Raw genomic sequence first — 23,417 nt, 5'->3', positions numbered from 1 at the left:
TCAAACAAGAAATTTTTAGTTATCTTTTTAGCCTTGTTTATCTACATTCAATTGGCACAAGTAACCAAACAGAGTGATGAAAAGAAATACATTCGGATTTAGACGATTTGATTCATTCCGAAGATTCTATATAAAAGTTTGAAGATTCTAGCCACATAAATTAGGAGTGAGCTACATTATTTAACTCAACAAATAACTTAAAACTTTTTCTAAACCACGATAAGTGCGAAGTAAGTCACTTCTAACTTTTATTATTAAGAGAAAGACAAAAAGAGTGGTAAAAGCCTTTAGCTTTTACCACTTTTAAAGTATTTTAATTCAATTCCTATTTTCACTATGTTCTTGCCCTTATACCTGATTCCAGCCAAAGAAGTCATCCTTATCCCTTATAATATTATTCTATATCTTAAACGCTCTCAACTTATTCCTTTTTAAATACTGATGTACCTTTTCTTATTTTTTCCTGCCGTAAAATTAACGAAGCTGCAATATATGAAACAATGATAGCAATTCCAGCAGTAATAAGAGCAATAATGAAGTTATTTAAGCTTCCATCCGGTTCTAAGAAAAACAAAATAGTAAAGAGGCCTGGAGCTCCTCCCATCACAAAACTTTTTAATGAAAACAGACTAGCAAATAAACCTGCTGACACAGCTCCAATTGCCGTACCAATTAAAACTTTTGGTCGACCAATTAAAGCCCCGTAGAAAGCTGGTTCAGTTATTCCAAATAAACCAGTTAAACCGAACGAAAAGTAAGCACCACTTTTTTCTTTATCTTTCCTAACAAATCTTGCAACAGCTAGGGCTGTAGCACCAATACACAGGTTGGAAATAAACCCTACAACAATGTGTACAGGATCATAACCTAGTGACTCAATGGCCTGAAATCCAATCGGCATTGTGGCTTTGTCTATCCCAAACATGACCATGTAAGGATAAAGTATGGATAACAATGGTAACGCAATAAAACCTGCATTATTCATTAACCACATAATGAATTCACCCACATATTCGCTGACAACTATACCAATTGGTCCAAAAATTATTAAAGTAAATGGCACAACTATTAACATTGTTAAAAACGGCTTTAGTAAATATTTTACGAACTGTGGTATTATCTTATCCATAAATTTATCTACATAATACATAAACACTACACCCAGAACCACCGGTATAATACTTCCACCATATTCTACCGGGACTATTGGTATACCTATAAAGTCTAGTCCTACTACTCCACTAATTGATGAATTTACTAATATCGCTCCAAGGAATCCACCTAAAATCGGAGGCAGCTTTAATTTTCTTGCAGTAGTAAATCCTAAGTAAATAGGTAGCATACTAAAACCTGCATCGAATATTGCTAATATAATTTGAGCAGTGCCGCTCTCTGCTGATATACCAAAAAAGTTAATTAAGAAATTGTTAACTGCTAGGATAACTCCACCAGTAATTAGAACTGGGACAATTGGCATAAACAATTCCGCAAAAAACCCACCAACTAGATCCACATAATATTTAAAATCTTTTTTGGGATTATTATTTGTTGTTTCTTGATCAGTGACCTTATTGAGTTCAGTATTATACTCAGATTCTTCAATCATTTGGTTATAAGCTTGTCCAACATCGGCACCAATAATTAACTGAACTTGATTACTTTTGAAAACAGCACCATGAGACCCTTCAATATTTAATAAAGCGTCTTTATCTATTTTATTTTCATCCTTTATATTGATTCTTAGTCTAGTTGCACAATGACCAATGTGCTGGATATTTCCTTTTCCACCAATATGTTTGATTACTTTTTTAGACATATTTTTATAATCCATGTTCATTTTCTCCTAATAAGATATTAGTAATTCTGTACATCCTACAATTAGGAGTCAATCTCCCAATACTGGGAGCCCCTATATAGCGTTAATATTCAATAGATAGTGAATGCTCATTATTTAACATAAACGGTCTATAATAACCAACTGTACTATTTAAAGGTAATACTTCTTCTGACAATTGAATATTAAGTTCATCTTTCATATAATTTCTTCTTTTTTCAATGCGTTCCCATAGTGCCGGATATTCTTTTTTTATTGTATTTCTAAGTGCTTCATCCGCTAAAGCAACTGTACTTTCGGCTGAAACCCCGTGATGACCATCTTGTACAGGGATAAAATCTACCTGTAAAATCATTCCTGATTTTACAGTTGCATCAGAACCTTTATAAAATGGAGACGATAACCATTCTTCATCAGAAGTTAAATGACCTGGGCATAATTCCCAACCATAAGTTTCTTGCGGGTAGTAATTTTCAAAGTCTTTATAGAAATCACCGGCATTTTTTCCGATTTTTATGTTGGTAAGCCAATAATGGTAGGCCTTATAGTAGGGAAAAACTACTTTCTCTAAATACTCTGCATCAACCTTCTCCATTTCTTCCATGTTTTCAACAGCGTAACCTGCTCTACTTGATAACCCACCTTTATAACTAACTGTTAATGATACCTTATCTCCCTTAGATAATTTTTTACTCGTTGGATAAAGATTACCTTTTGCAAAACGGTCTCCAAATGCAGCAATAGTTACAACATTATTGTATTGCCCGTTTTTAGTTAAAAGTTCCCCTATTTCCATTTCACTTTTACCAATTTCCAGTTGATTCATTGCATCAAGCACAGCATCTGATGCAAGTGAAGCTCCATATTCATAATGAGCAATTTCATTTGCATTATTCGTAATCCTAGCTCCATTTTTTGGCCCAATATATAAATCAGTAGCATTTACCAGCTTATCTTCCCCTACTTCAGAAGATAAAGACTCCACAATAAACTGTGGAATATCGAACTGCTTTTCCATACCAGGTATTAATTTCCACCCTACAATTCCTACTAAATCGGATGTGTCAATTTTAATGTTTTTTATAATATTCCTTAGTTCTCTAAGATCTTCCATTGGTTGATTAGGTAATGAAAATGCCGTGCACTTTTTTCCTATTGTACTAATACGTGAATACCCAACTTTGTTAAAGTTTTCATTTCCTAAAATAGTTGTACTTGTTCCATCGCTATTCATTATAAATAGTGCTTCTTCAAATCTTGGTATAAATCCGACTAAGTATTCAAAGTTACTACCGTGTTCTTTATCTGCATATACAACAATTGATGATAAACCTTTTTCTTCCATTTTAATCAAAATTTTTTCTTTTCTTTCTTTAATTGTTTTATCCGTCAGTTGTATTTTGAAGCTTGGATTATCTTTGGTAGGTATACTTGTCTTTTTAATAGTTATTTTAATTGTAATCATCCTTTATATTATTATATTGATTTTATTAATCTAATTTATCAAATGGTAACATCGGTCTCATAATCTGTTTAAAAACAATCTCCTCCGTTTTTTGATTAGTTGGACCATCTGTTAAAGCCATAATAGAGTAATCGCAATATTCTTTTAAATAAGGAAATATATATCCTTGTTTTACTACAATAATATTGTAATCATGAATATCTACATTGGCAGCTTCAAACTGATGCATTTCTGCAAAACTAACTGATTTGTCTAGTAAAATAATATCAATTGGCTTATCTTTTATTGATAAAGTGATCGTCTCTCCAAAATTATCCGTATCACCAAAGACTTGTTGTAACCTACCACGGTTAATTATTTTAACTGTTAAATCTATTTCTTTCGATAAATGATCTGTGCCTGTTCCTAATTGAACGTTAAAATATTTATTGGTTGTTTTTTCCCTAATTTTATGAAATAGGTTATTGTCTGTAATACCTGCAAAAAGTAGCTTTTTATTGTTGTAATTATCAACAGCTAAAAATTCCTTCAATAGGTAAGTATTATCTCCTATTCCTCCTGACGTAACATTATCCCCAGAATCTGTAATAACTACATGGTCATAATTATTTTTTATAGATTGTTCCAGTGTTTCTGAAACCTCAAGGGTGTTTCCATGATAATGAAATTCACTATATCTAGAGACACAATAACTATACAATTCATCTAATACTTCATTAGCATATTCCGTATATTTATTGTCAGATGGAACAATAATTAAACCAGACCCTGCTGCATAATTATCATGTCTTAAATACCCCACATGGAATGATGCACTTAAAATTCTATCATCTTGTTCAATTTCATCTAGTTTTTTATTAATTGTTAACATCGGCTCGTCAGTTGAAACACTTCGTTCTCCACCTAATACAAATGGTAATTTTTTATATTGCGGTTTTAATGATTTTTTTTCCTTTAATAATTCCACTAGCATATATGCAGACTTTCTTTTTGTTTCAATCATATCTGTATGGGGAGATTCTCTATAACAGCGACCTATCGTCATATTTGAAACATATTCTTCAGTTAAGTTTCCATGTGGATCCATAACTACACAAATTGGCATATATGGTCCAGTAAGTTTTCGAATATCGCGTAATAATTGCCTATCTCCAGAGCCTTCTGGTAAATCCTCAACTTTACTAGCTCCATGGAGAAATAAATATATACCATCTAGTTCATTTAAATTTTCCTTAACAGTTCTAAGCATTTTATTATGGATATAATCATAACCTTCTTTACTCAAAACAGAAGCTGTATGCCCATTAGCAAAGATAGCTGGAATTATCTCAATATTATTCTTCCTGAAAATATCTCCAACTTTCATTGCTTGAACTAAATCTTCATCAAATTTCAAATTAAAACTATCTAGTTCAGTCAATCCTACTACATGCTCATTACTTTCAATAGTAAAGTGTCCCATTAAAATCTTCATTCACATAATCTCCAATCAACTCATAAAACAGTTTTACTAATGTAACTCTCCATAAATTCTTTGTACCAAAAATAACTTTTTACATTAACTCCATACCTTTTATTTTAAGTGTATATTCTATAAATTCACTAACAATGACTATTCGTTCACTACCTGTTTTGTTTACTTCTCCGGTTCCATTTGGAAATATTCGTGCCGATGAAATAGAAAAACGATAGGAATTTTGTGATCCTTTAACATTAATATTTAATGTACTATGATGATGGAAATAATCCCATCCACCTTGACCTTCCGTCTTTATTCCAAGCACCTGCACATTGGTATGAAGCTGTACCTGCCCCCATCAAAAGTCTCGATTTTTTAAATACGTCATTAAATGTTGGCAAAACTAGTTATTCCTCCTTCCGTAAATTAAAATATCGATGTTTCTTTTATATTTAATCGCTTTCTTAACTAAAGTATAAAGGAATAAAAAAGAGGCAGTCGTTCAGTTTTTGAACGCCTACCTTGAAGTTAGTATATTTTTTCGTTTCGTTTTTTATATTCATATATATAATGTTCTGAAATTAAATCAAATAGATAAGTTATGCCATACTTTCCAAACAGTCCAAAAGCATCAGACTTTATATCTTTTTTACTTAAATAAATAATTTCGTTATATGGCTTTATAAACTCTTCATCGCGATTAGCAGTTATTAAAACTTTTTTTCCCTTTGTATGATCCATAATATTATAAATTTCTTTAGCAAAAACACCTGAAACGGACACTACAAAAATCAAGGATGATCGCTTTGAAACTTCATTAAGAAACTCATTATCAAAATTATTATTGACTATTCTTATAATTTTATTAGCATAGAAAAGTTCTTGTTGAAATTTCAATAAATTGCTAGATGTGTTGTTTGCACTTAAAAGAGCAATATTTTCATATTGGTTTATAAGATGTGTTAAATACTTAATAGTATCATCAGTAATTACATGATTAATTCCTACAATTATATTTTCTAATTCATTGACGATATTAACTCTATACTTTTCTACAGGTTCAAATTTTCTTAAATGGAGATTGGATGGAAAAACTATGTCAGAAAAAGATGATTTTAGTTCACTAAAATTTTGATAACCTAAGTTGTTGCAAAATCTTCTAACTGACGAGTGAGAGACAAATGCTTGATCAACAATATTATTTATAGTGACATAACGAATATTGTCTATATTATATAAAAGAAATTCACTTATTGCTTTATCACTACTTTCTTCTTCTTCATTAATTATTTCGCCTAAAATATTAAGTAAACCTAAATTATTTATATTCAACTTCTATCTCACTCCCTCCATTACAAATGATTCCACTAGTTAATCATAACCTAAATTATCTAAATTTAAAATTTTTGACGTGCTTTTATTTGGAAACGTAAAATAAAATAACCATGATTTCAGAGCATCTATGTAATAATTTTCTTAAAGTACAAATTGGAAGTTGTGAAATGACCTTTAAAGGCATCCTCTGTTCGAAGTCCCTACAACATAATTGGAAGAGCAGATGCATAAAAAAGCATACACTCCTTTTTATGGTGAATTTTAGAACGAGGCAGAAACGTCCGTTTAGCAACGCAGCAAATAGAACGAATCAACGAAAGATAAAGTGAACCTTCCACCAGCGGGGCATTCTGCATCCCGCTGATGGTTAGTAGCCCAAGGGTATGACCTAAAGGCCTTTGAACGAATCGGGGGATTTAGGTGCTGTTATCTCCCACTTCGACTGCTTCCGCTCGCATCTTCCATCTTGAAGTGGGAGGCTACAACACCTTTTTACAGGGTAAAGGAATCATGCCACTAAAACAGGGGTATACCAAAGTCTGGATGGCAAGCCCGTTTTTAGTCGGCCTTCCTCTTTGTGACGAACCGATGAGACCTTATGGTAGGACGATTTGAAGTCGCATCGTGCTGGATTCATGCGCAGGACGTGACTATTCCGCTATTTCGTTATCCCAAGCACCTATTTTTATAGTTCACTTTACAGAGAAAAAGATTCCCGCCATCAATCATGATGATTGAAATCTTTTATTGGTACATTTTTAAGTTTTTAGATCTTTTTTGAAATTTGTCTTATATTCCATCGTTTTTCCATATCTGTTTTAACTATCAACGGCAGACTTCTTTATACAATATCTATTTTTCGCTCTTTTCTCCATCTTGCTGTTAAAATAGCTGCACCAAGAGCTATTAATCCTATATAAGTTCCGATTGTAATATACATAGGATACGCAATGTTAAATAAGTTTGACACCAGATACTCAAATATTAGAAGAATTAATACGACCGCTATTGGAATCTGTACACCAATTAGCGAAATATAATTACTAACAGTTCTTGATAAATAGGTTGCTATAGCAGCAACTACAAATGCTAGCAAATACACGCCAATGATGGTTATATAGATATACTGAAAAAAGGTTATATCCAACCAATTAACTGTATTGGCATAAAAGGATTGCAAGCTAGATTCAAAGAAGATTTGTGTACCATTAAAAGAATATAGTATTAAAAATGCCCCAATATACATATTTGTAATAAGAAAAGAGGTTATCATAGATGCTATTAGTTTCTTCTTAAATAACTTGCGTCCAATATTGGTGGTGTATTGCAAGTAAAGAGTATTATTGCGTTGGTCAGTAATAAAAATTCTGCTTACGACAACTATTACACTAAGAATGATGAGGATGGACAACATAGTGATTAGATTATTGTAATTTTCCACTACAAAACTCGGTAATATTTCGTTAATAGATCCATCTAGAATTTTCCGTTTCCATTCTGGATCATCAATCTGAGCTGTCTCCCCTTTAAAAAACTCTTTCCTCACCTCGTATGACTCCATAATGACTTCTCTAGACTGTAGTTCCCAAAAGACATCTATACCTTTCTCAAACATAACCTCCTCGAATAATTCATTAGCAACCTTATCTTCATAGTCCATATTAGTAAATTGTTCATAAGTAGTTACACCTGCTTCAACAAAATCATCCCGAGACTGTAAATATGCATTTGCTCTATCAACCTCTTCTTTATAGGTTTCTTTAAAGTCCTGAAATTCTTTCTCATCCATTTCTTGACCATATTTGTTAATCATTTGTTTCGTGACATTAAAAATATCTCCTAATGGACGACCATTTGGAAAATGTTCAAAATCAAATCTTAAGAATAGCTCAAAAAATAGTAAACTAATCAATAGTACTAACCCAAGAACTTTCCAATTTAAAAGTTTTCTGATCTCATACCAAATGACTCTCATATTCCCACCACTCCTTACTATAATTGCTGCCGGTAGAAACGATAGACGGTATAACTACCAACAGCTCCTAAGAAAAATGTCCATACAACCGTTGTAGCTAATTCATAATAGCGATAGATTGTGAATGGTCCATTTCCCATTAACCATTCATGTGGATTCAAAATAAAAGCGAACGGATTGCATTGTAATAAAAACACCAAACTACTACTCAACGGAACGAACCCAGGAATGGTTATTCCTAAACCAAGTAAAATTATAAAAGTAAAAAATACTAAGTACGTGTTCTTTATATAAATAGATAAAATAAAGCTGATACCCATGAATAATAACTGACTCATAATAATAAAGAGAACAAAAAAAATGAAGTATTCAATAAACGATAAATTCCACCATGAAATATAAGGAAGTGGCATTTCCGTATTAAAAAAGTTGCTAATTGGAACATTCCAAAATCTTGAATAATCATAGGTCAGGAAAAAGAAACCAAGTGTAATTCCAATTAAGCCAAACATGATACACCCATTGGTAATCATAGCTGCTAAAAATTTATCAATAATTAATTTACGCCCTCTTTTGGTCGTGTAGGTAACAAGAGTTGTCCGATGCTCAAACTCGTAATTAGTTATAGCAGCAGTAATTAATACAACCAGAATCATTAGCTCAAAGATTAATGCCATTCCAATGTGTCTAAAGAGGAAAGAGTGCATTTTATATAACTTTCCTATAAAAAAAAGATTTTTATGTTCCCCGTTATCAATAAGCTCATCTAGTCTTAATCCTAATTTTTGATATTGCTCCCTTATCACCTCAGCAGCATGACCAGTAAATCCATACGTACTAATCAGATATTCAGCACTACCACCTAAATCTATACTGTCATACTTTTTATCAATTTCCTGTGCACTTACATAGTAATTCTCTATAACACTATATTTCAGCAGTTTTTGATAGTCTTTATGGTTAAGTCTATTTTCATATTGAAACGAGTCGTCCAATAGTAATTCAGAAGGGTGTTGATAAATCTCTTTTTCATTAGGAGCAATTTCGTTTATCCAAGACACCTTATCTTGATAATCTTTTCCAAACGACTTCATCATGTTCTCATTGATCTCATACCCATAAGTATCTACTAGCTCGGACAAGACGGACAACTCTTCTTTTAAATAAGAATTACTCATCACAATGACAATGTTTAAAGCTATAAAAAACAGAATAACGATAGAAATAATCGGCATTTTGATTAATTTTAATAATTCCTCTTTTACTATCATTTCGCACTACCTGCCAGGGTATCATCATCTTCATACACATACAGAAAGACGTCTTCTAAGCTAGGAGTAACCATTTTCCATTTTTCACTCGGTTGATCCCTCGTAATAAATCGAATAGTCATGTTTTCTCTCTCTTGTCTTTCCGACAAAATCTGATATTTTTCACGCATTCTATACAAATCTGAATAGGCTACTTCTGCTTCATAAACTTTCCTATCTAAAGTAGCGCTAATGTTGGTTACTGTATCTTTATATAGAATAGTTTTATTCTTAATCATAATGATTTCATTAGCAATTGATTCGACGTCTGAAACAATATGGGTAGAGAGAATAATAATTCTATCGCGCGCTAAAGTTGTTAATATCTTACGAAACCGCCCTCGCTCCTTTGGATCTAGACCTGCTGTAGGCTCATCAAGAATAAGGATCTTTGGATCATTTAACATTGCCTGTGCAATTCCGACACGTTGGATCATTCCACCGGAAAACTTTTTCATTTTCTTTCTCGTCACATCTCCTAAACCAACAAGTTCTAACAGTTCTGAAATTCTTTTTTTCGACTCATTCTTGTCTAGACCTTTTAATGCAGCTAAGTAATTTAAATACTTTTCCGGCGTATAGTTTTTGTAATAGCCGAACTCTTGAGGAAGATAGCCTAGTACATTTCTATATTGTTCATCAAGTGATGTAATTTCGACTCCGTTGTATTCGATTTCGCCCTTCGTAGGAAATAAAAGCGTAACAAGCATTTTAATTAATGTTGTTTTTCCAGCCCCATTAGGTGCTAATAAGCCATAGACACCATTATTGAATTCTAGATTTATATCCTCTAGTGCTGTAAAATCACCGAACTTTTTACTTACATTTTTTAAAACTAGCACTTACATCCATCCTTTCATTTTTTGGGTGAATAATAACCCTTTTAAACTTTTCAAATAAAAAACAATCGCAACAATAGCAATAATCCCGTACACATAAAACGGAATTTGTTTTAAAAAATTCATATAAAAGCTCATACTATAGTAGGACGCTAGCAAATTACTTCCTAGCCATACAATTAATAGTATTATTTTAGAAACATGGGTTCTTGTATGAAATTGCACGTATAAAAATAATACTGCAAACAAAAATAATGACGTACTTGATAATAAAAATGCATAGAAAAAATTTAATTCATATTGAAGAATTAATGCATATATAAACAAACCATTCATAAGCATACTAATCGCACTAAACATGAGCATACGAAAAGCCGCTAGCTGGAGGAAATTATATTTACAAGTCATTTCCACTTCATACGTTGTCTTCTGCTTCTGATTCACAAAGAACAAATATGCCATCACCATATACGTCATCGGAGACCAAATAAATACAATCGTATACAAATTAACATTCCTTACGTGGATATAATCAATGGTGCTAAGTATAAATGCAGAACCAATGACAAGAGTTATAAGAAATGTAAAAAGTATTTCTATAAAGTCTTTAAACAAAAATTTTAATCCAATTTGTTTATAAATAGTTGCTAAGTAGGACCAAAAAGCCACTTTAGGGTCTAATCCATTAGTAATAATAGCTGAAATTTCTTTTTGCAGTGACTTTTCATCCAAATACGGAATATCCTTTAAATTATCTCTCATCTCCATTCTCCTTTTAATATATTTTTGAGCTTGCGTATCGTCGAATAATATTTTGTTTTTACTGTTGACTCTGGGAGTTCTAAACTCGCTGCTATCTCCGAAAATGTATACTCCCCATATATCTTCAGTCTTATAATCTGTTGTAGTTCTCGTTCGAACCTGGAAAGAACTTCTAATACTTTCCGAGCCTCTTCCTTCGTTTCTACATCTAAGGTAAATTCAACTGATCTGTAAATCGTTTTTTCGTCAATGGGCTCCGTCTTTTTATTTTGCTGATAGTATTTTGATCGATAATGATCGATCAACCTTGAGTTAGCAATTTTATACAACCAAGTTCGAAATGATGCCCTCCCATCAAAACTATGAATGGTTCTTAGTACACTAATAAATATATCTTGCGTGATGTCCTTCGTAAGCTCGCGGTCTAACGTCTGTTTATAAATAAATCCAAAGATTTCATGATAATACTTGCTTATAAGTTGGTTTGCCGCTTGCTCACTTGATTTTTTCTTGATTGCCTTTATCCATTTCATTTCCTGTGTCATTGCTCTCATGATCACATCCATTCACTGCTTTCATAATCCCTATTTATATATTCGTAATAAGACAATAAATAGTTTTTTTCTTTTAAAAGTTAAATTATTCTGTTAATTTTAATTATAATCCCTTTTCAAGCTTCCCTAATTCAATCTATGCTACATCTAAAACTTCACTCTCTAAACAAATTACCCACATCCTCTCCATCTAGTGCGTGGGCAATTTCCAAAATTTTGATCCTCTATATTCATAATGCAACTAACGCAAATTACTGTTTTTTCATCCAAATTATGTTTTTACACATTTATCTTTATCTGAATTTGCTTCCTACAACGTTATAATGAATAAAGGAGAGCAAAGGATGAGGACAATTCCCTTGCTACTGCAGAAAAGTTAACTAGAAGAGAAAGTTTAATTATAATAAACATACGCTTAGATTGTCCTTTGAAATCTTTTTAGAAGAGAAAGGTTTTGAGGATTTCATAAGTGATGTAGATGCTTTCATAAATTTCAATGCCCACATTTTTCACAAGTGCATAATAACTTCATATATTGCTATGGATTCAAGTACAGCCAAGATGAAGGTTTATTGGGTAATCAGATAAGCAGTTATTAGACTTTTAAAAAAACAGTTAAAAATGAGACAATTTATTGACTAAAATAAACTAGAAATTAACTTAAAAAATGTAAGTAATAAAAAATTTTCATACAGTAATTACTTGGGAGTGAACCAACACTATTTTGAATCGCTATTTTTTCTCTCTTAAGCTTCACTCATTTTATTACAATATCTTTTTAGATAATAGCAAAAAAATAAGTGCAAAATAGCTTTCAACCAATTTTACACTTATTTTTTATACGACCTTACTTCTCTATCTGTTTTTTAAATTCAGTCAAAACGGTTCCCGCCTCCGGTCCGATAATAATTTGGATATGTTTATTATCGACTTTCACTACGCCATGAGCCCCCGTCTGTTTTATTTTATCTTCATCCATAAGAGAGGCATCTTTAACTACCAATCTTAGGCGTGTCATACAATTTTCGTAATCGACTACATTTTCCTTGCCACCGATATTTTCTAATATCTTTTTTGCCATATATTCAAATTTATGGTGAGAGAGCTTCAACGACTGCTCCTTTTCATCGGACTCTACTCCGAATTCCACATCATCTTCTCTACCGATAACTTTTATATTTTTATTTACAATAATTGTATAAAAAGTAAAATAATAGAGTAATCCAAATGCTAATCCAATAGGAATGATCATTAAACCACTTTCAGAAAGACTTAAATTTAGACCATAGTCAATGACACTTCCTCCCCACGAAAATCCGTGCCTAACACCAAATAAATATAAAGTCGCTCCTGCCAATCCGGTATATACGGAGTGAATAAAGTATAGTAATGGTGACGTAAATATAAAGGTGAATTCAATCGGTTCTGTTAATCCGGCAACAACTGACGTCAATGCTCCGGAACTCATTAGCGCTTTTGTCTCCGCTTTCTTTTTCTTATGAGCGGCTCTCGCTATAGCTAAAGCTATTGCTGGAACCCCAAAAATCATGACGATGAAAAATCCACCAAGAAAGTATCCAGCAGTTGGATCTCCATTCATAAACCTAGTAATTTCTCCGGTTACAACTTCCCCAGAGGAATTTTCATAGCTTCCAAGACCAAAATAAATATACGTATTTAACACATGATGTAATCCAAATGGTAAAAGAAAGCGATTTAAAAATCCGAAAATAAATATCCCTACTGCACCGAGACCAACGAGAGCTTGAGCAAATGAATCAATGCCTTGTTGAGCGTAGGGCCATATGAGAGAAAAAATTCCTGCTACAGGTATCATCGTTAAAATGATCATTGTAATGGGGAATTTTTCTCCACCAAAAAATGAAAACATACTTGGCAATTTTGTATCTTTAAATCGGTTATAGATAGCTGCTGCCATTAAACCAGCTATAACTCCGCCAAAAACACTCATATCTAGGTCAGGATTCATTAGGACTAATCCTTCATTTAAAACAGTAATTGCTAAGAAACCTGTTAATGCAGGTATGCCACGATCCTTTGTTTTAGCGAGACCCATTGCGATACCAATGGCAATCAGCATATCCATATTCGCAAAAATGACCCCTGCAGCTTGAAATAACTTCCAATCTAATAAATCTCCTGCACTAAGTCTAAATAAAATTCCAGCTATTGGCATAGCAACAATTGGAATAAGCATGGATTTACCAAGCTTTTGCATAAACTTTTTCATCGTTTCAAGCCTCCTCTTTTTCTAGCTCACGATAAGTTATTAATTGAAAGTGTTGTTGCAATTTTTTCTCTACATCTGGATGTATAAGCATTGCTAATTCTTCAATCCGTGGTGTCGCATAAGATGATCCTGTCATTAATGATTTATCTAAATAAGCAGGATGGCACATGATTTCTATTGTTTGTGCTTCTTTATACTCCTCTAATATTGTGTTTACATCTCCTAACAGTATTTCAGGATTGTATTCGAAGTGATCTGTTGTGATTAGTGTGCCAAATTTAGGCTTCTTTTTAAAATTGTGGCGTACTGGTAATTTATATTCTTTTGCTAATTCTAGGAATACAGGCAATATAGATTCTAAATTGTTAATATGGTGATGACTATCTAAGTGAGTAGGCGTAAGCCCTGAAGCTAAAAATGTTTCAATTTGCGCTTTCCATTCCGCATATAATTCATTTGTGTCAATATGAAATAATTTTTGATAATGATAAAGCTTTTTGAAATTACCATCAGCATCTACTAAGGTACGGAGATTTTTTAATATTGGTTTTCCACATGTAAGTGTCAAATGAACGCCAATTCCTAGTGTTTCATGTTTTTCTCCTAATTCATAAGCGTGTTCTGCACCCGGCATATTTGTCATTAAAGTGGTGGACGTTAACACTCCTTCTGTATGGGCATCAATTATTCCATAGTTAACTGAGCGCGAGTATCCAAAATCATCAGCGTTGATAATTAGCTTTTTCACTTTTAATCCCTTCCCTTATGTTGGTAGTTTTATTGTTAGAAAATTGCATTTGTTAGTATTGTCTGTATCTAATCTAAACATGAACACATGTTACCACAGCAAGTACGTTGACCATTTTTCTCTTAGAAAAACTTGGCTTGTCGCCAAGTCTTATGACGAAAGCCTTTTGTTTTTCTTATACTATAAACCAAAAAAATTTTATACTTTCCTATAGTGGAACAAAGCGCGGAGCGCCCATTTAGCAACGTAGCGGCTGCAACGAATCACCTAAAGTTTTAGGAACCATGCCACTAAAACCAGGGGTATGCCGACGTCGGGCGGCAAGCCCGTATTTAGTCGGCCTTCCTCTTAACCACGAACCGATGGTGACTTATCGTAGGGCGATTCGTGAAGTTGCATCGTTGCTGAGCGCTTACGCTGGACGTGGCTATTCCGTTATTCCCTTATCTCCAAGCAGCAAATTTTATACTCCCTCTATATACTAACGTTTTCTCTTGTTTTCTTTGTTTTTCTTACTGCAATTCTGGCCAATATCCTTTATTAGCTTCAATTAGATCATTAAGTATAGCTTTTGCGGTTGGAACATGAACAACTGTTCTATTTAAGGTTAATGCTTGTAGAGCCTTGGTATAGCTATTTTCAAAGTACGCATCTGCGACTAACTTTTCGTAAGCAAACTGATTTTCAATTAAACCTTTATAAAACGTTGGAATTTTACCAACAGAGAAAGGCTTAGGGCCACTCGCTGTTAACAAGGCTGGAACCTCAACCATGGCATCCTCTGGTATGTTAGAGATAATTCCGTTATTTTCAACCATAACGATATATGTTTGTTTTAAGTTATAAACTAACGAAGCTGCTGCTTTGACCATGTACACTCCATGAATGTCCACATGCAGTTCAACATTTGCAGTAGATTTGTCTTGAATAATTTGGTTACAAAGCTTGGTTATTCTTTTTTCCCGCCCGTTGATCACTTGGCGTGCACGAGTATTTGTAGGGCTTTCTTTTTTAGCTAAATCATCGGGATAGAGATAGTATTGCAAGTACGTATTTGGTAAAAACTCTGGGAAATCAATCAGCATTTTCCTTGCTTGTTCAAATGTCTGCTTCCATGATGGATCATTAGCAATTTCCTGATCTGTAGGTACAAATCCTTTCCCCATAATAGTATCTTTAATGATTTGGGTTAAATCATTCCCTTTATTATCCTCGATTTTCGTAAACCAGCCAAAATGATTGAGACCGAAGTAAGATGGGACTAGATCCCATATGTTTTTGTTTAGCATCGTTGCGAAGCTATGCATAATAGCAATCGGCATATCGCAAATGTTTAATAGCTTAGGATCTTGCGGGAATTCTCTTTTCAATGCTTCCGCTACAATAGCTGCTGGGTTTGTATAATTTAGAATCCAAGCATCCTTGGAGTACTTTTTAATATCATAAACAAGCTCTATCATATCTTTAATCGAGCGTAATCCATATGCCATCCCACCTGGACCACATGTTTCCTGTCCGACCACCCCGTATTTTAATGGAATTTGTTCATCCAGCTCGCGCATTTGAAGTCCACCAGTTCTGATTTGAATAAAAGCAATATCTATTCCAGTAAAAGCTGTTTCTTTATTCGTTGTATAATGGAAAGATTTTAATTCTGGATAATATTCATCTAAAATGATGGCTGTTGCTTTAGCAACCTTTTCCTGACGTTTTTCATCGTTATCATAAAATGTAATTGAATTTAAAGGGAAATTTTTCTTTTCTGCAATTAGGCTCATGATCATTCCAATGGTATAAGTACTTCCGCCACCGACGATTACTAGATTTTGTTTCTTCATATGAGAAACCCCTTTCATATTTGTTGTTTACATAATAGCATAATTCTAAAACAAAATCAATACAACTTTAATACAATTTTAATGCTAAATTGTTTGGTTATGATAATTCGTATTAAAATGGTAAACTAAATATAGCATTATGAAGGGTAGGGAAATGAATGTGGAAGACTTCTTTGCCACTATATAGGCAAATCGCAAATAAAATTAAGGAAGATATTATCGAATCTAAGCTTTCTAAGGGTGATGCCATCCCTGCTGAGGCAAAGTTAGCAAAAACTTATGAAGTTAGTCGAGTCACCGTTAGGCAGGCGATAAAACTTTTAGTTGAAGAAGGGTTACTTTACAGCATACAAGGTAGCGGGACGTATGTTTCCCACAACAAAGTAGAGCATAATATTCTTCATCTCCAGGGCTTTACTGAAGAGATGCAAAAATTACAAAATAACCCCCAAAATGAAGTATTAGAATTTAAGTTGATGGATCCTATAGAGGAGGTTCAAGAGATTTTAAATATCTCAAATAATGAAAAGGTCTACTATATGAAGCGACTACGCTATGCTGATCATGAGCCGTTTTTATTGGAGGAATCTTTTTTACCCGTTGATTTATTTCCTGATTTTTCTATTGAAGTGATAAAAAAATCTAAATACAATTATATTGAAAACAAAGGATACACCATCGACAAAAGGTACGGTGAATTAATACCAATTCTTCCTAATGAAGAGCTAAAAAAAATCCTGCAATTGCAGGATAGTCAACCATTGCTATTTTTAAAGGCTTTTACAGTGTTTAAAGATGGGAAACCCTTTGAGTATTCTAAAGTATATTACCACCCGAAAAAATACTCCTTTAAATTCATCTCAGAAAAGAACCATTAACTAGGTAATTATTCTTTTGTTGATTTCGTCATAGTTAAGTGATCTTTATTTTAAACTGCTGTATAATTGATATGTAAAATAAACATGGGGTTATTCTTAGTGCGAACCTGAAGTGCACATGAAAACCCCGAGGGATTCGCACCACTATTTAAATATTTTATGGTAATTTATGGAACTAAATTAACGTTTATTTAATCAATATTATTGATTTCCTCTTTAAAGTAAGCACTTTTATTCGGTTTTTGTAATTTTTTAGGAGAAAATCGCAGTCGCACCTTATATAGGTGCGTGGATTGAAATATACTCACCGATAACTTTGTTTATACGTAAATCGTCGCACCTTATATAGGTGCGTGGATTGAAATCATGTGCAAATAACCTGTCTGTATCAATTATATTGTCGCACCTTATATAGGTGCGTGGATTGAAATTCTCGCTCTTTTCGTTTCCGATAAAGATTTACAATGTCGCACCTTATATAGGTGCGTGGATTGAAATTATTTTCACATCTACACTTACAGTAATAGATTCAGGTCGCACCTTGTATAGGTAAGTGGATGGAAGAATCAACTACTTTATCGAATAGTGGTGAAACGGAAGTAATCTAACCATCTCAATAAATTGAATCTTCAATCAGTGGGAAGTTTTCATTTCCCCCACTGACTGCTAGTACCATATTGGTATGACTTAAAGGCCTCTGCACAAATCGGTATTTAGATGCTGCTGTAATCTCCTACTTAGACTTGTTGCAATACAGATTATCCAACTCTTGAAGCGAGAGTCTTACAATGTTACAGTATCTTATATATGGTGACAAAAACAAAACTCTGTAAAACACTCAAAACATTAAGCGTTTAACATGTAATTCACCGCAAATTTTAATCTTTCTAATCCATCATATATTTTCTCTTTTGGACAACCTATATTCATTCTTAGAAATTTTTCAGTTTCGCCGTATACTTCACCAGACATAATACCTACCTTCCCTACATGGACCAAATAATCTTGAATCTTCTTATTACTTGCGTTTAGTTTGCTAGCATCAATCCAAGCTAGGTATGTAGATTCAGGTATTGAAAAATGTAGTAATGGAATTTCTTTTTTTAAATAGTCATACACTATTTCCATATTTTGATATAAATATTTACGTAACTCATCAACCCAATATTCTGCATAGTTATATCCTGCTATTAGTGCAACCATACCAAATATGGAAGCACTTCCTAAACCATCCCGATCTTTCATTAAAGATAAATACTTATTCCTGACTTTATGATCCGGAATGATAACATAGGACCCTCCTAAACTAGGTGTATTAAACGTTTTACTACCCGATGTACATATAAATACATTATTTAGTTCAGAGGCAACATTAATAATTGGAATATACTTATTTTCTCCATAAATAATATCCATATGAATATCATCAGAGATCACTTTAACACCATAACAATCACATAATTTAACTATTTTTATTATTTCTTCCCTCCGCCATACTCTACCAGTTGGGTTATGGGGATTACAGAATAAAAATACTTTTGATTCGGATTTTGCAAGCTTTTCTTCTAGATCTATCCAATCTATCCCATAATAACCATCTTCATATAACAAAGGATTTTTTATTAACTTTCTTTCAGATTGTTTAATCGTTTTGAAAAATGCATCATATGCTGGAGTTTGCATAACAATGGCATCATTTTCTCTTGTTAATAGTGCTATAAGTTTTGAAATTGAATAAATAACACTAGGACTATATACAATCCATTCACTAACTATATCAGCGTTATGTCTTTTTTTATACCATGTTACAATTGCACTTTTATAATCGCTGTTATTCCACCTCGTATATCCAAAAACACCATGGTCTGTCCACTCCTTTATATGATTTCTTATCTCTACTGGAGTTTGAAAGTCCATATCTGATATGGAGAAAGGTAAAATGTTTTTCTCGCCAAACCTGTCTTCAATATAGTCCCATTGTGTACAGTACGTTCCTTTTCTCTCTACTACTTTATCAAATTGTATCTTCATAAGTACCACCTGTAAATTTAACTATTCAAAAATCAATTGACTCTCTTCTTCATTTACATCGCTTTCTTTTCTAATTAGACCTACTACTAAAGCAATGGTAACAATGGATATCAGTAGACCTACTAGGAGCATAAGTGGCCTTTGTACAAAAGGGAGCCCCCAAATTCCAATGGCAGCAGGGATTGGTGCTTTTGCTCCTAATACCAAAGCAATTCCACCACCTATTCCTGAGGCTAATGTAATAACAGGTATAACTTTTAACGGAGTCGCCACTGCATATGGAATTGCTCCTTCTGTAATACCTAAAGATCCCATAATAATAGCTGGAACAGAATTCCCTTTTTCAGACTTCGAAAACTTTTTAGGAAAAATCAAGGTAGATAACCCCAACCCTAAAGGCGCAGCCATTATTCCTATCCAACATGCTGCCATTGGAGCATATATCCCTTCCGCCAAAGTAGCATAAGCAAATGCCAGGGCAATTTTATTTACTGGTCCTCCCATATCAAACGCCATCATAGCAGCTATAATAAATCCAAGAAATAATAAATTGCTTCCTTCTAACGATACGAGCCAATTCTCTAACCCTTCCATAGCAGGCGTTAAAGGAATGGAAATGATATACATAAAAAGTGCTGAAGCTCCAATCCCTAACAAAGGAATGATCATAATTGGTTTTATCACAGCTATATGGTGATGCATAGGTATTTTTTTTAATTGATTTGTTATCCAACCTGCAAAAAAACCAACTAAAATACCGCCTATATATCCTGTTCCTAATTCACTAGCAAAAACACCACTTGCCAAACCAACAGCTACACCAGGTCTATCAGCAATTGAATAAGAAATATATCCAGCAATCATGGGAACCATAAGACCTAAAGTCCATACACCATAATTAACTAATTGTTCACCCATTGCCGTTTCTTCTCCAAAAATTACGCCTAAAGATAATAATATTCCTCCTGCAACTACAATCGGAATCATATAAGATACACCAGTCATTAAATGCTTTTTTACATTATTCATAAGCTCACCCCATTTTCAATCTAATTCTTCTATAGCACTATCAATAACTTTAAAAGCATTTTTCACTGCAGAAGATACAGATGTCTCATATACATTTTTCGCCATAAAACGATTAGCTTTTTCAATTTTAGTATCAGCAGCAATTATAACCACATCGGCTTTATTAATTTCCTTTTCCTTTATTAATTTCCTTTTCCTTTAATTCATTTTCTATCCCCATAGAACCTTGAGTTTCCACTTTTATTTTGTATCCTTTTTCTTTTGCAGCTTTTTCCAGTGCTCTTTTTGCCATATACGTATGAGCAACTCCCGCCGGACAAGCTGTAATTGCTAATATATTCATGTTAATTCCTCCATTATATTTTTGATCGTTGTACATATACCATCTTTATTTGTTGAATATAATAATTGTTTTCTAAATTTTTCTTCCATTAGGTTTTCTGAAAGATTAGCTAATAATTTTAAATGCACCGTTCCTTTATATTTTTTTGGAATTGCTAATGCAACTAACATTTTTACAGGTTTATTATCAAGAGAGTTCCAATCGACTGGATTGTTTAAACGAACTACAATAATCGTTGGCTGTTTAACTATATCTTCTTTCGCATGAGGAATAGCGAAACCGTTGCCAAATCCAGTCGTAGATTCTCTTTCCCTTTCTACTAAGCTTTTATAATAAAGTAATTTATTAGTAACCCTTTCTGCTTTGTAAGCAATTGTTGCCACTTCACATAACGCTTCTTCTTTAGTTGTTGAATTACTCTCCATTTCAATCAGTTTTTCATTAATTAACTCTATGTTCTTCATAAATGTTCATCCCAACTTTGCCGTAATATCTTTTATAAACTCATCGAAATTATTTTTTGTTCGTAAATCTGCTATGCTATCATAAGAACTAGTTAGACTATATAATTCAGAAAAAATTTCTTGGAAATATGGCGCCCACTTATTTTCTAATACAATGATAAATACTATTACCACCCTTTCGTCTTTGTCCCAATCCATTTCATTGTTTAATATTGCCGTACAAATACAAGATTTACTTACTTCAATATTAATAGGGTGAGGAATTGCTACTTTATTTCCTATAGCAGTGGAAGCTATACTTTCTCTTAAAAATATAGAATCTTTAATATTATGAGTTATATATCCAGCATCTATCATCTTATTTGTCAAATAGTGAAGCAATTCTTCTTTATTATCTATGTCTACATCGTTAAAGAAGAGATTTTTTTTCATAAGATGAACTAATGATTTTTCGCCTCTATGATACTTATCCAGATCTTCTCGCAGAACGAAGATATCTTCTTCCCCTAAAATGTTTGAAATAGGGATCACAGGAATGTCTATCTTTTGTAATAATGGAACTGTCGTTAATATTAAATCAGGTTTTTGAATAAGTAGTTCTTCAATCTGATGAAAAGAATAAACTCCCATCATACGGTAACCCGGCTCTAAAACGTGAGATAATTTAGTTAACAATAGATTGGAAGTGGCGGTTCCAGAAGCACATACTAATGCGATTTTCTTTCTTTTTACAAGCTGTTGTTATTTCTGTTTTTCAATAGCAGCACCAAAGTGCATTGCCAAAAAACCAATTTCATTATCACCAATTTTGAAATTAGTTTCTTTCATAATTCTTTTAGCTGCTGCAACCCCTGCTTCAAATGCTAATGGGTACTTAATCTTTATCGTATTTAAAAATGGATTACTAATGTTCATTTGAAAATCTAACCTGTTTAGTAACTGTTTCAAGTGTATTCCCAAGCTGTAAATAAGCTCTTCATCTTTAAGTAAATCCAACCCTTTTAGATTATTGTTTACTTCTTCAATGACCGAAAGTGAAAGTTTGAGCATTTCGTCACTTATTAGTTCGTGTAGATCTGAGGTGATTTGATGTTTTTTAGCTATTCTATTTCCAATAAGATGCATCGTTATATAAGCTGTTTCTTCTGGAGAAAAGAAATACATTTTGTATTTTTGACTAATTGAGGCAATTATTTTTTCAGCTGTTTTAAATTCCTGTTCATTGGTAAGTTGATGTAACCTTTTAGAATTAAACTCAATATATTGACCATTTTTAATTCGATTAATAGCAATCACGATATGAATCGTAATTTTCTTTAAGGCGTAATCCGATATAGTCATATTTTCTTCTGTTAATATATCTAATATAGTTTTCTTTATATCTTTGATTATTTTATTAGTTGCCTCATTTTCAATATACATATAGTTGATAATGACTTGTTCATCAATCTTAGAATTTTGGTACAAAAAATCCGCGATACAAAAACGCTTATTTATTTCATGCCCTACAGCATATAATCCTGTGATACCTTTACTAATTTTGATATTATATTTATTTAATATTTCTCTAGCATGTTTTATATCATTTTTAATTGTAGATTCACTAACATATAATTCCGTAGCAAAATCAGAAATATTTACACAGTTATTTGTGTACAATAACTTCTTTACAATAAAGCGCATTCTTTCTTCAGGTGTAACAGGGTTTTGTAATGCTTTAGAGATAACAACATTCGTATTGTGAATAAATCTTTTGGTTAACTCATCTTTATTTTCACCTATAAGCTTATAACCACTTCCCTTCTTAGATGAAATTCCCATACCTTCGTTTGATAATTCAGAATTCAATTTCTTAATATCTTCTCTCACTGTTTTAGACGAGCACCCAACCTGTTTTGCTAAATAAGAACTAGTCAGATATCGATCCGCATTTAAAAAGCACGTTAATAGTATTTGCATTCGCTTACTTATGTGTAAAGGCACCTCAATCCCTCCCACTAATTATCATTATAGCTCAGTTAGAAAGGCTTAGACAGACATACTTTTTCCATTATAAAGTGGAAGAGTGTTATTGAAAGATGATAACTGCTTAATCCGCCTCTTTGCTAACTTAATTGTCACAATTTTATTTATATTTCCCCCGATGTTTAATGCTCATTGACAATTGAATCTAACTTCATTGAAAGTAGTTTGCCAAATAATAATTTTATTCCTTTTGTTGATGTCAAATTCTAATACCCAATCTTTTCTCCAACACCTTTTCCTTGTAACCTCGATTGCTTGAATAGCCGATTTGTTTGGT

At 32.9% G+C, this 23,417-nt stretch carries 22 protein-coding genes; 1 reads left to right on the top strand and 21 read right to left on the bottom strand.

The features are described from left to right. Nucleotides 1–421: 421 nt before the first annotated feature. From D1839_RS14605 to D1839_RS14545, 14 genes are all read right to left on the bottom strand, one after another. Entirely contained in the window at nucleotides 422–1,831 is a 1,410-nt protein-coding gene (locus D1839_RS14605; RefSeq protein ID WP_120380204.1) for a PTS transporter subunit EIIC, read from the bottom strand. 88 nt (nucleotides 1,832–1,919) lie between these two features. After that, entirely contained in the window at nucleotides 1,920–3,299 is a 1,380-nt protein-coding gene (locus D1839_RS14600; RefSeq protein WP_199690110.1) for a M24 family metallopeptidase, read from the bottom strand. Between the two features lie 25 nt (nucleotides 3,300–3,324). Next, nucleotides 3,325–4,773: a M81 family metallopeptidase gene (locus D1839_RS14595; RefSeq protein ID WP_120380203.1), complete on the bottom strand. Its 1,449-nt coding sequence runs from the start codon at nucleotides 4,771–4,773 to the stop codon at nucleotides 3,325–3,327. A gap of 79 nt (nucleotides 4,774–4,852) precedes the next feature. Then, nucleotides 4,853–5,083 (bottom strand): family 1 glycosylhydrolase, encoded by a 231-nt coding sequence (locus D1839_RS21370; protein WP_199690109.1) that lies wholly within the window; start codon nucleotides 5,081–5,083, stop codon nucleotides 4,853–4,855. Beyond that, nucleotides 5,028–5,159 (bottom strand): hypothetical protein, encoded by a 132-nt coding sequence (locus D1839_RS20890; RefSeq protein WP_286168743.1) that lies wholly within the window; start codon nucleotides 5,157–5,159, stop codon nucleotides 5,028–5,030. Before D1839_RS20890 ends, D1839_RS21370 begins: the two co-directional genes overlap by 56 nt. A 127-nt stretch (nucleotides 5,160–5,286) precedes the next feature. Next, the gene (locus D1839_RS14585; protein WP_120380202.1) at nucleotides 5,287–6,090 is read right to left on the bottom strand and encodes a MurR/RpiR family transcriptional regulator; all 804 of its coding nucleotides are present in this window, start codon (nucleotides 6,088–6,090) and stop codon (nucleotides 5,287–5,289) included. 844 nt (nucleotides 6,091–6,934) lie between these two features. Then, nucleotides 6,935–8,068: a hypothetical protein gene (locus D1839_RS14580; RefSeq protein WP_120380200.1), complete on the bottom strand. Its 1,134-nt coding sequence runs from the start codon at nucleotides 8,066–8,068 to the stop codon at nucleotides 6,935–6,937. Nucleotides 8,069–8,085: 17 nt separating this feature from the next. Beyond that, the gene (locus tag D1839_RS14575) at nucleotides 8,086–9,339 is read right to left on the bottom strand and encodes a hypothetical protein (RefSeq protein WP_120380199.1); all 1,254 of its coding nucleotides are present in this window, start codon (nucleotides 9,337–9,339) and stop codon (nucleotides 8,086–8,088) included. Continuing rightward, nucleotides 9,336–10,220 (bottom strand): ABC transporter ATP-binding protein, encoded by an 885-nt coding sequence (locus D1839_RS14570; RefSeq protein WP_120380198.1) that lies wholly within the window; start codon nucleotides 10,218–10,220, stop codon nucleotides 9,336–9,338. Before D1839_RS14570 ends, D1839_RS14575 begins: the two co-directional genes overlap by 4 nt. After that, the gene (locus tag D1839_RS14565) at nucleotides 10,221–10,979 is read right to left on the bottom strand and encodes a hypothetical protein (protein WP_120380197.1); all 759 of its coding nucleotides are present in this window, start codon (nucleotides 10,977–10,979) and stop codon (nucleotides 10,221–10,223) included. It lies immediately after the preceding gene. Continuing rightward, nucleotides 10,976–11,533, bottom strand: coding sequence for an RNA polymerase sigma factor (locus D1839_RS14560; protein WP_286164793.1), 558 nt, complete (start codon nucleotides 11,531–11,533; stop codon nucleotides 10,976–10,978). Before D1839_RS14560 ends, D1839_RS14565 begins: the two co-directional genes overlap by 4 nt. 847 nt (nucleotides 11,534–12,380) lie before the next feature. Continuing rightward, the gene (locus D1839_RS14555; protein ID WP_120380196.1) at nucleotides 12,381–13,784 is read right to left on the bottom strand and encodes a PTS transporter subunit EIIC; all 1,404 of its coding nucleotides are present in this window, start codon (nucleotides 13,782–13,784) and stop codon (nucleotides 12,381–12,383) included. Nucleotides 13,785–13,788: 4 nt separating this feature from the next. Continuing rightward, nucleotides 13,789–14,532: a chitin disaccharide deacetylase gene (gene chbG, locus D1839_RS14550; RefSeq protein ID WP_120380195.1), complete on the bottom strand. Its 744-nt coding sequence runs from the start codon at nucleotides 14,530–14,532 to the stop codon at nucleotides 13,789–13,791. 512 nt (nucleotides 14,533–15,044) lie between these two features. Continuing rightward, complete coding sequence (locus D1839_RS14545; protein ID WP_120380194.1) at nucleotides 15,045–16,370, bottom strand: 6-phospho-alpha-glucosidase; 1,326 nt, start codon at nucleotides 16,368–16,370, stop codon at nucleotides 15,045–15,047. A gap of 158 nt (nucleotides 16,371–16,528) precedes the next feature. Between D1839_RS14545 and D1839_RS14540 the strand changes: the two genes are divergently transcribed. Continuing rightward, nucleotides 16,529–17,248: a GntR family transcriptional regulator gene (locus D1839_RS14540; protein ID WP_120380193.1), complete on the top strand. Its 720-nt coding sequence runs from the start codon at nucleotides 16,529–16,531 to the stop codon at nucleotides 17,246–17,248. 846 nt (nucleotides 17,249–18,094) lie between these two features. Here the strand turns inward: D1839_RS14540 and D1839_RS14535 are convergent. The 7 genes from D1839_RS14535 to D1839_RS14510 form a co-directional block, all read right to left on the bottom strand. Then, nucleotides 18,095–19,279: a MalY/PatB family protein gene (locus tag D1839_RS14535; protein ID WP_120380192.1), complete on the bottom strand. Its 1,185-nt coding sequence runs from the start codon at nucleotides 19,277–19,279 to the stop codon at nucleotides 18,095–18,097. Between the two features lie 21 nt (nucleotides 19,280–19,300). Then, a complete protein-coding gene (locus tag D1839_RS14530; protein ID WP_120380191.1) occupies nucleotides 19,301–20,308 on the bottom strand; it encodes a PTS fructose transporter subunit IIC in 1,008 nt (335 codons plus the stop codon). Between the two features lie 15 nt (nucleotides 20,309–20,323). Next, nucleotides 20,324–20,461: a hypothetical protein gene (locus D1839_RS21225; RefSeq protein WP_199690108.1), complete on the bottom strand. Its 138-nt coding sequence runs from the start codon at nucleotides 20,459–20,461 to the stop codon at nucleotides 20,324–20,326. 10 nt (nucleotides 20,462–20,471) lie between these two features. Then, the gene (locus D1839_RS20405; protein ID WP_199690107.1) at nucleotides 20,472–20,651 is read right to left on the bottom strand and encodes a PTS fructose transporter subunit IIB; all 180 of its coding nucleotides are present in this window, start codon (nucleotides 20,649–20,651) and stop codon (nucleotides 20,472–20,474) included. Then, nucleotides 20,648–21,115, bottom strand: a complete 468-nt coding sequence (locus tag D1839_RS14520) for a PTS sugar transporter subunit IIA (protein WP_120380190.1) — start codon at nucleotides 21,113–21,115, stop codon at nucleotides 20,648–20,650. Before D1839_RS14520 ends, D1839_RS20405 begins: the two co-directional genes overlap by 4 nt. Nucleotides 21,116–21,121: 6 nt before the next feature. Beyond that, nucleotides 21,122–21,748 carry a PTS sugar transporter subunit IIA gene (locus D1839_RS14515; RefSeq protein ID WP_120380189.1) on the bottom strand — a complete coding sequence of 209 codons (627 nt, stop codon included), beginning with the start codon at nucleotides 21,746–21,748 and terminating at the stop codon, nucleotides 21,122–21,124. 108 nt (nucleotides 21,749–21,856) lie between these two features. Then, nucleotides 21,857–23,098: a BglG family transcription antiterminator gene (locus D1839_RS14510; protein WP_158589650.1), complete on the bottom strand. Its 1,242-nt coding sequence runs from the start codon at nucleotides 23,096–23,098 to the stop codon at nucleotides 21,857–21,859. Nucleotides 23,099–23,417 lie beyond the last annotated feature (319 nt).

It is taken from the genome of Roseburia sp. 1XD42-34 (genome assembly GCF_009917385.1).
Lineage (GTDB): Bacteria > Bacillota > Bacilli > Bacillales > Amphibacillaceae > Virgibacillus.
The sequence above is the reverse complement of the archived record's forward strand: the minus strand, read 5'-3'. Positions and strand labels throughout refer to the sequence as shown.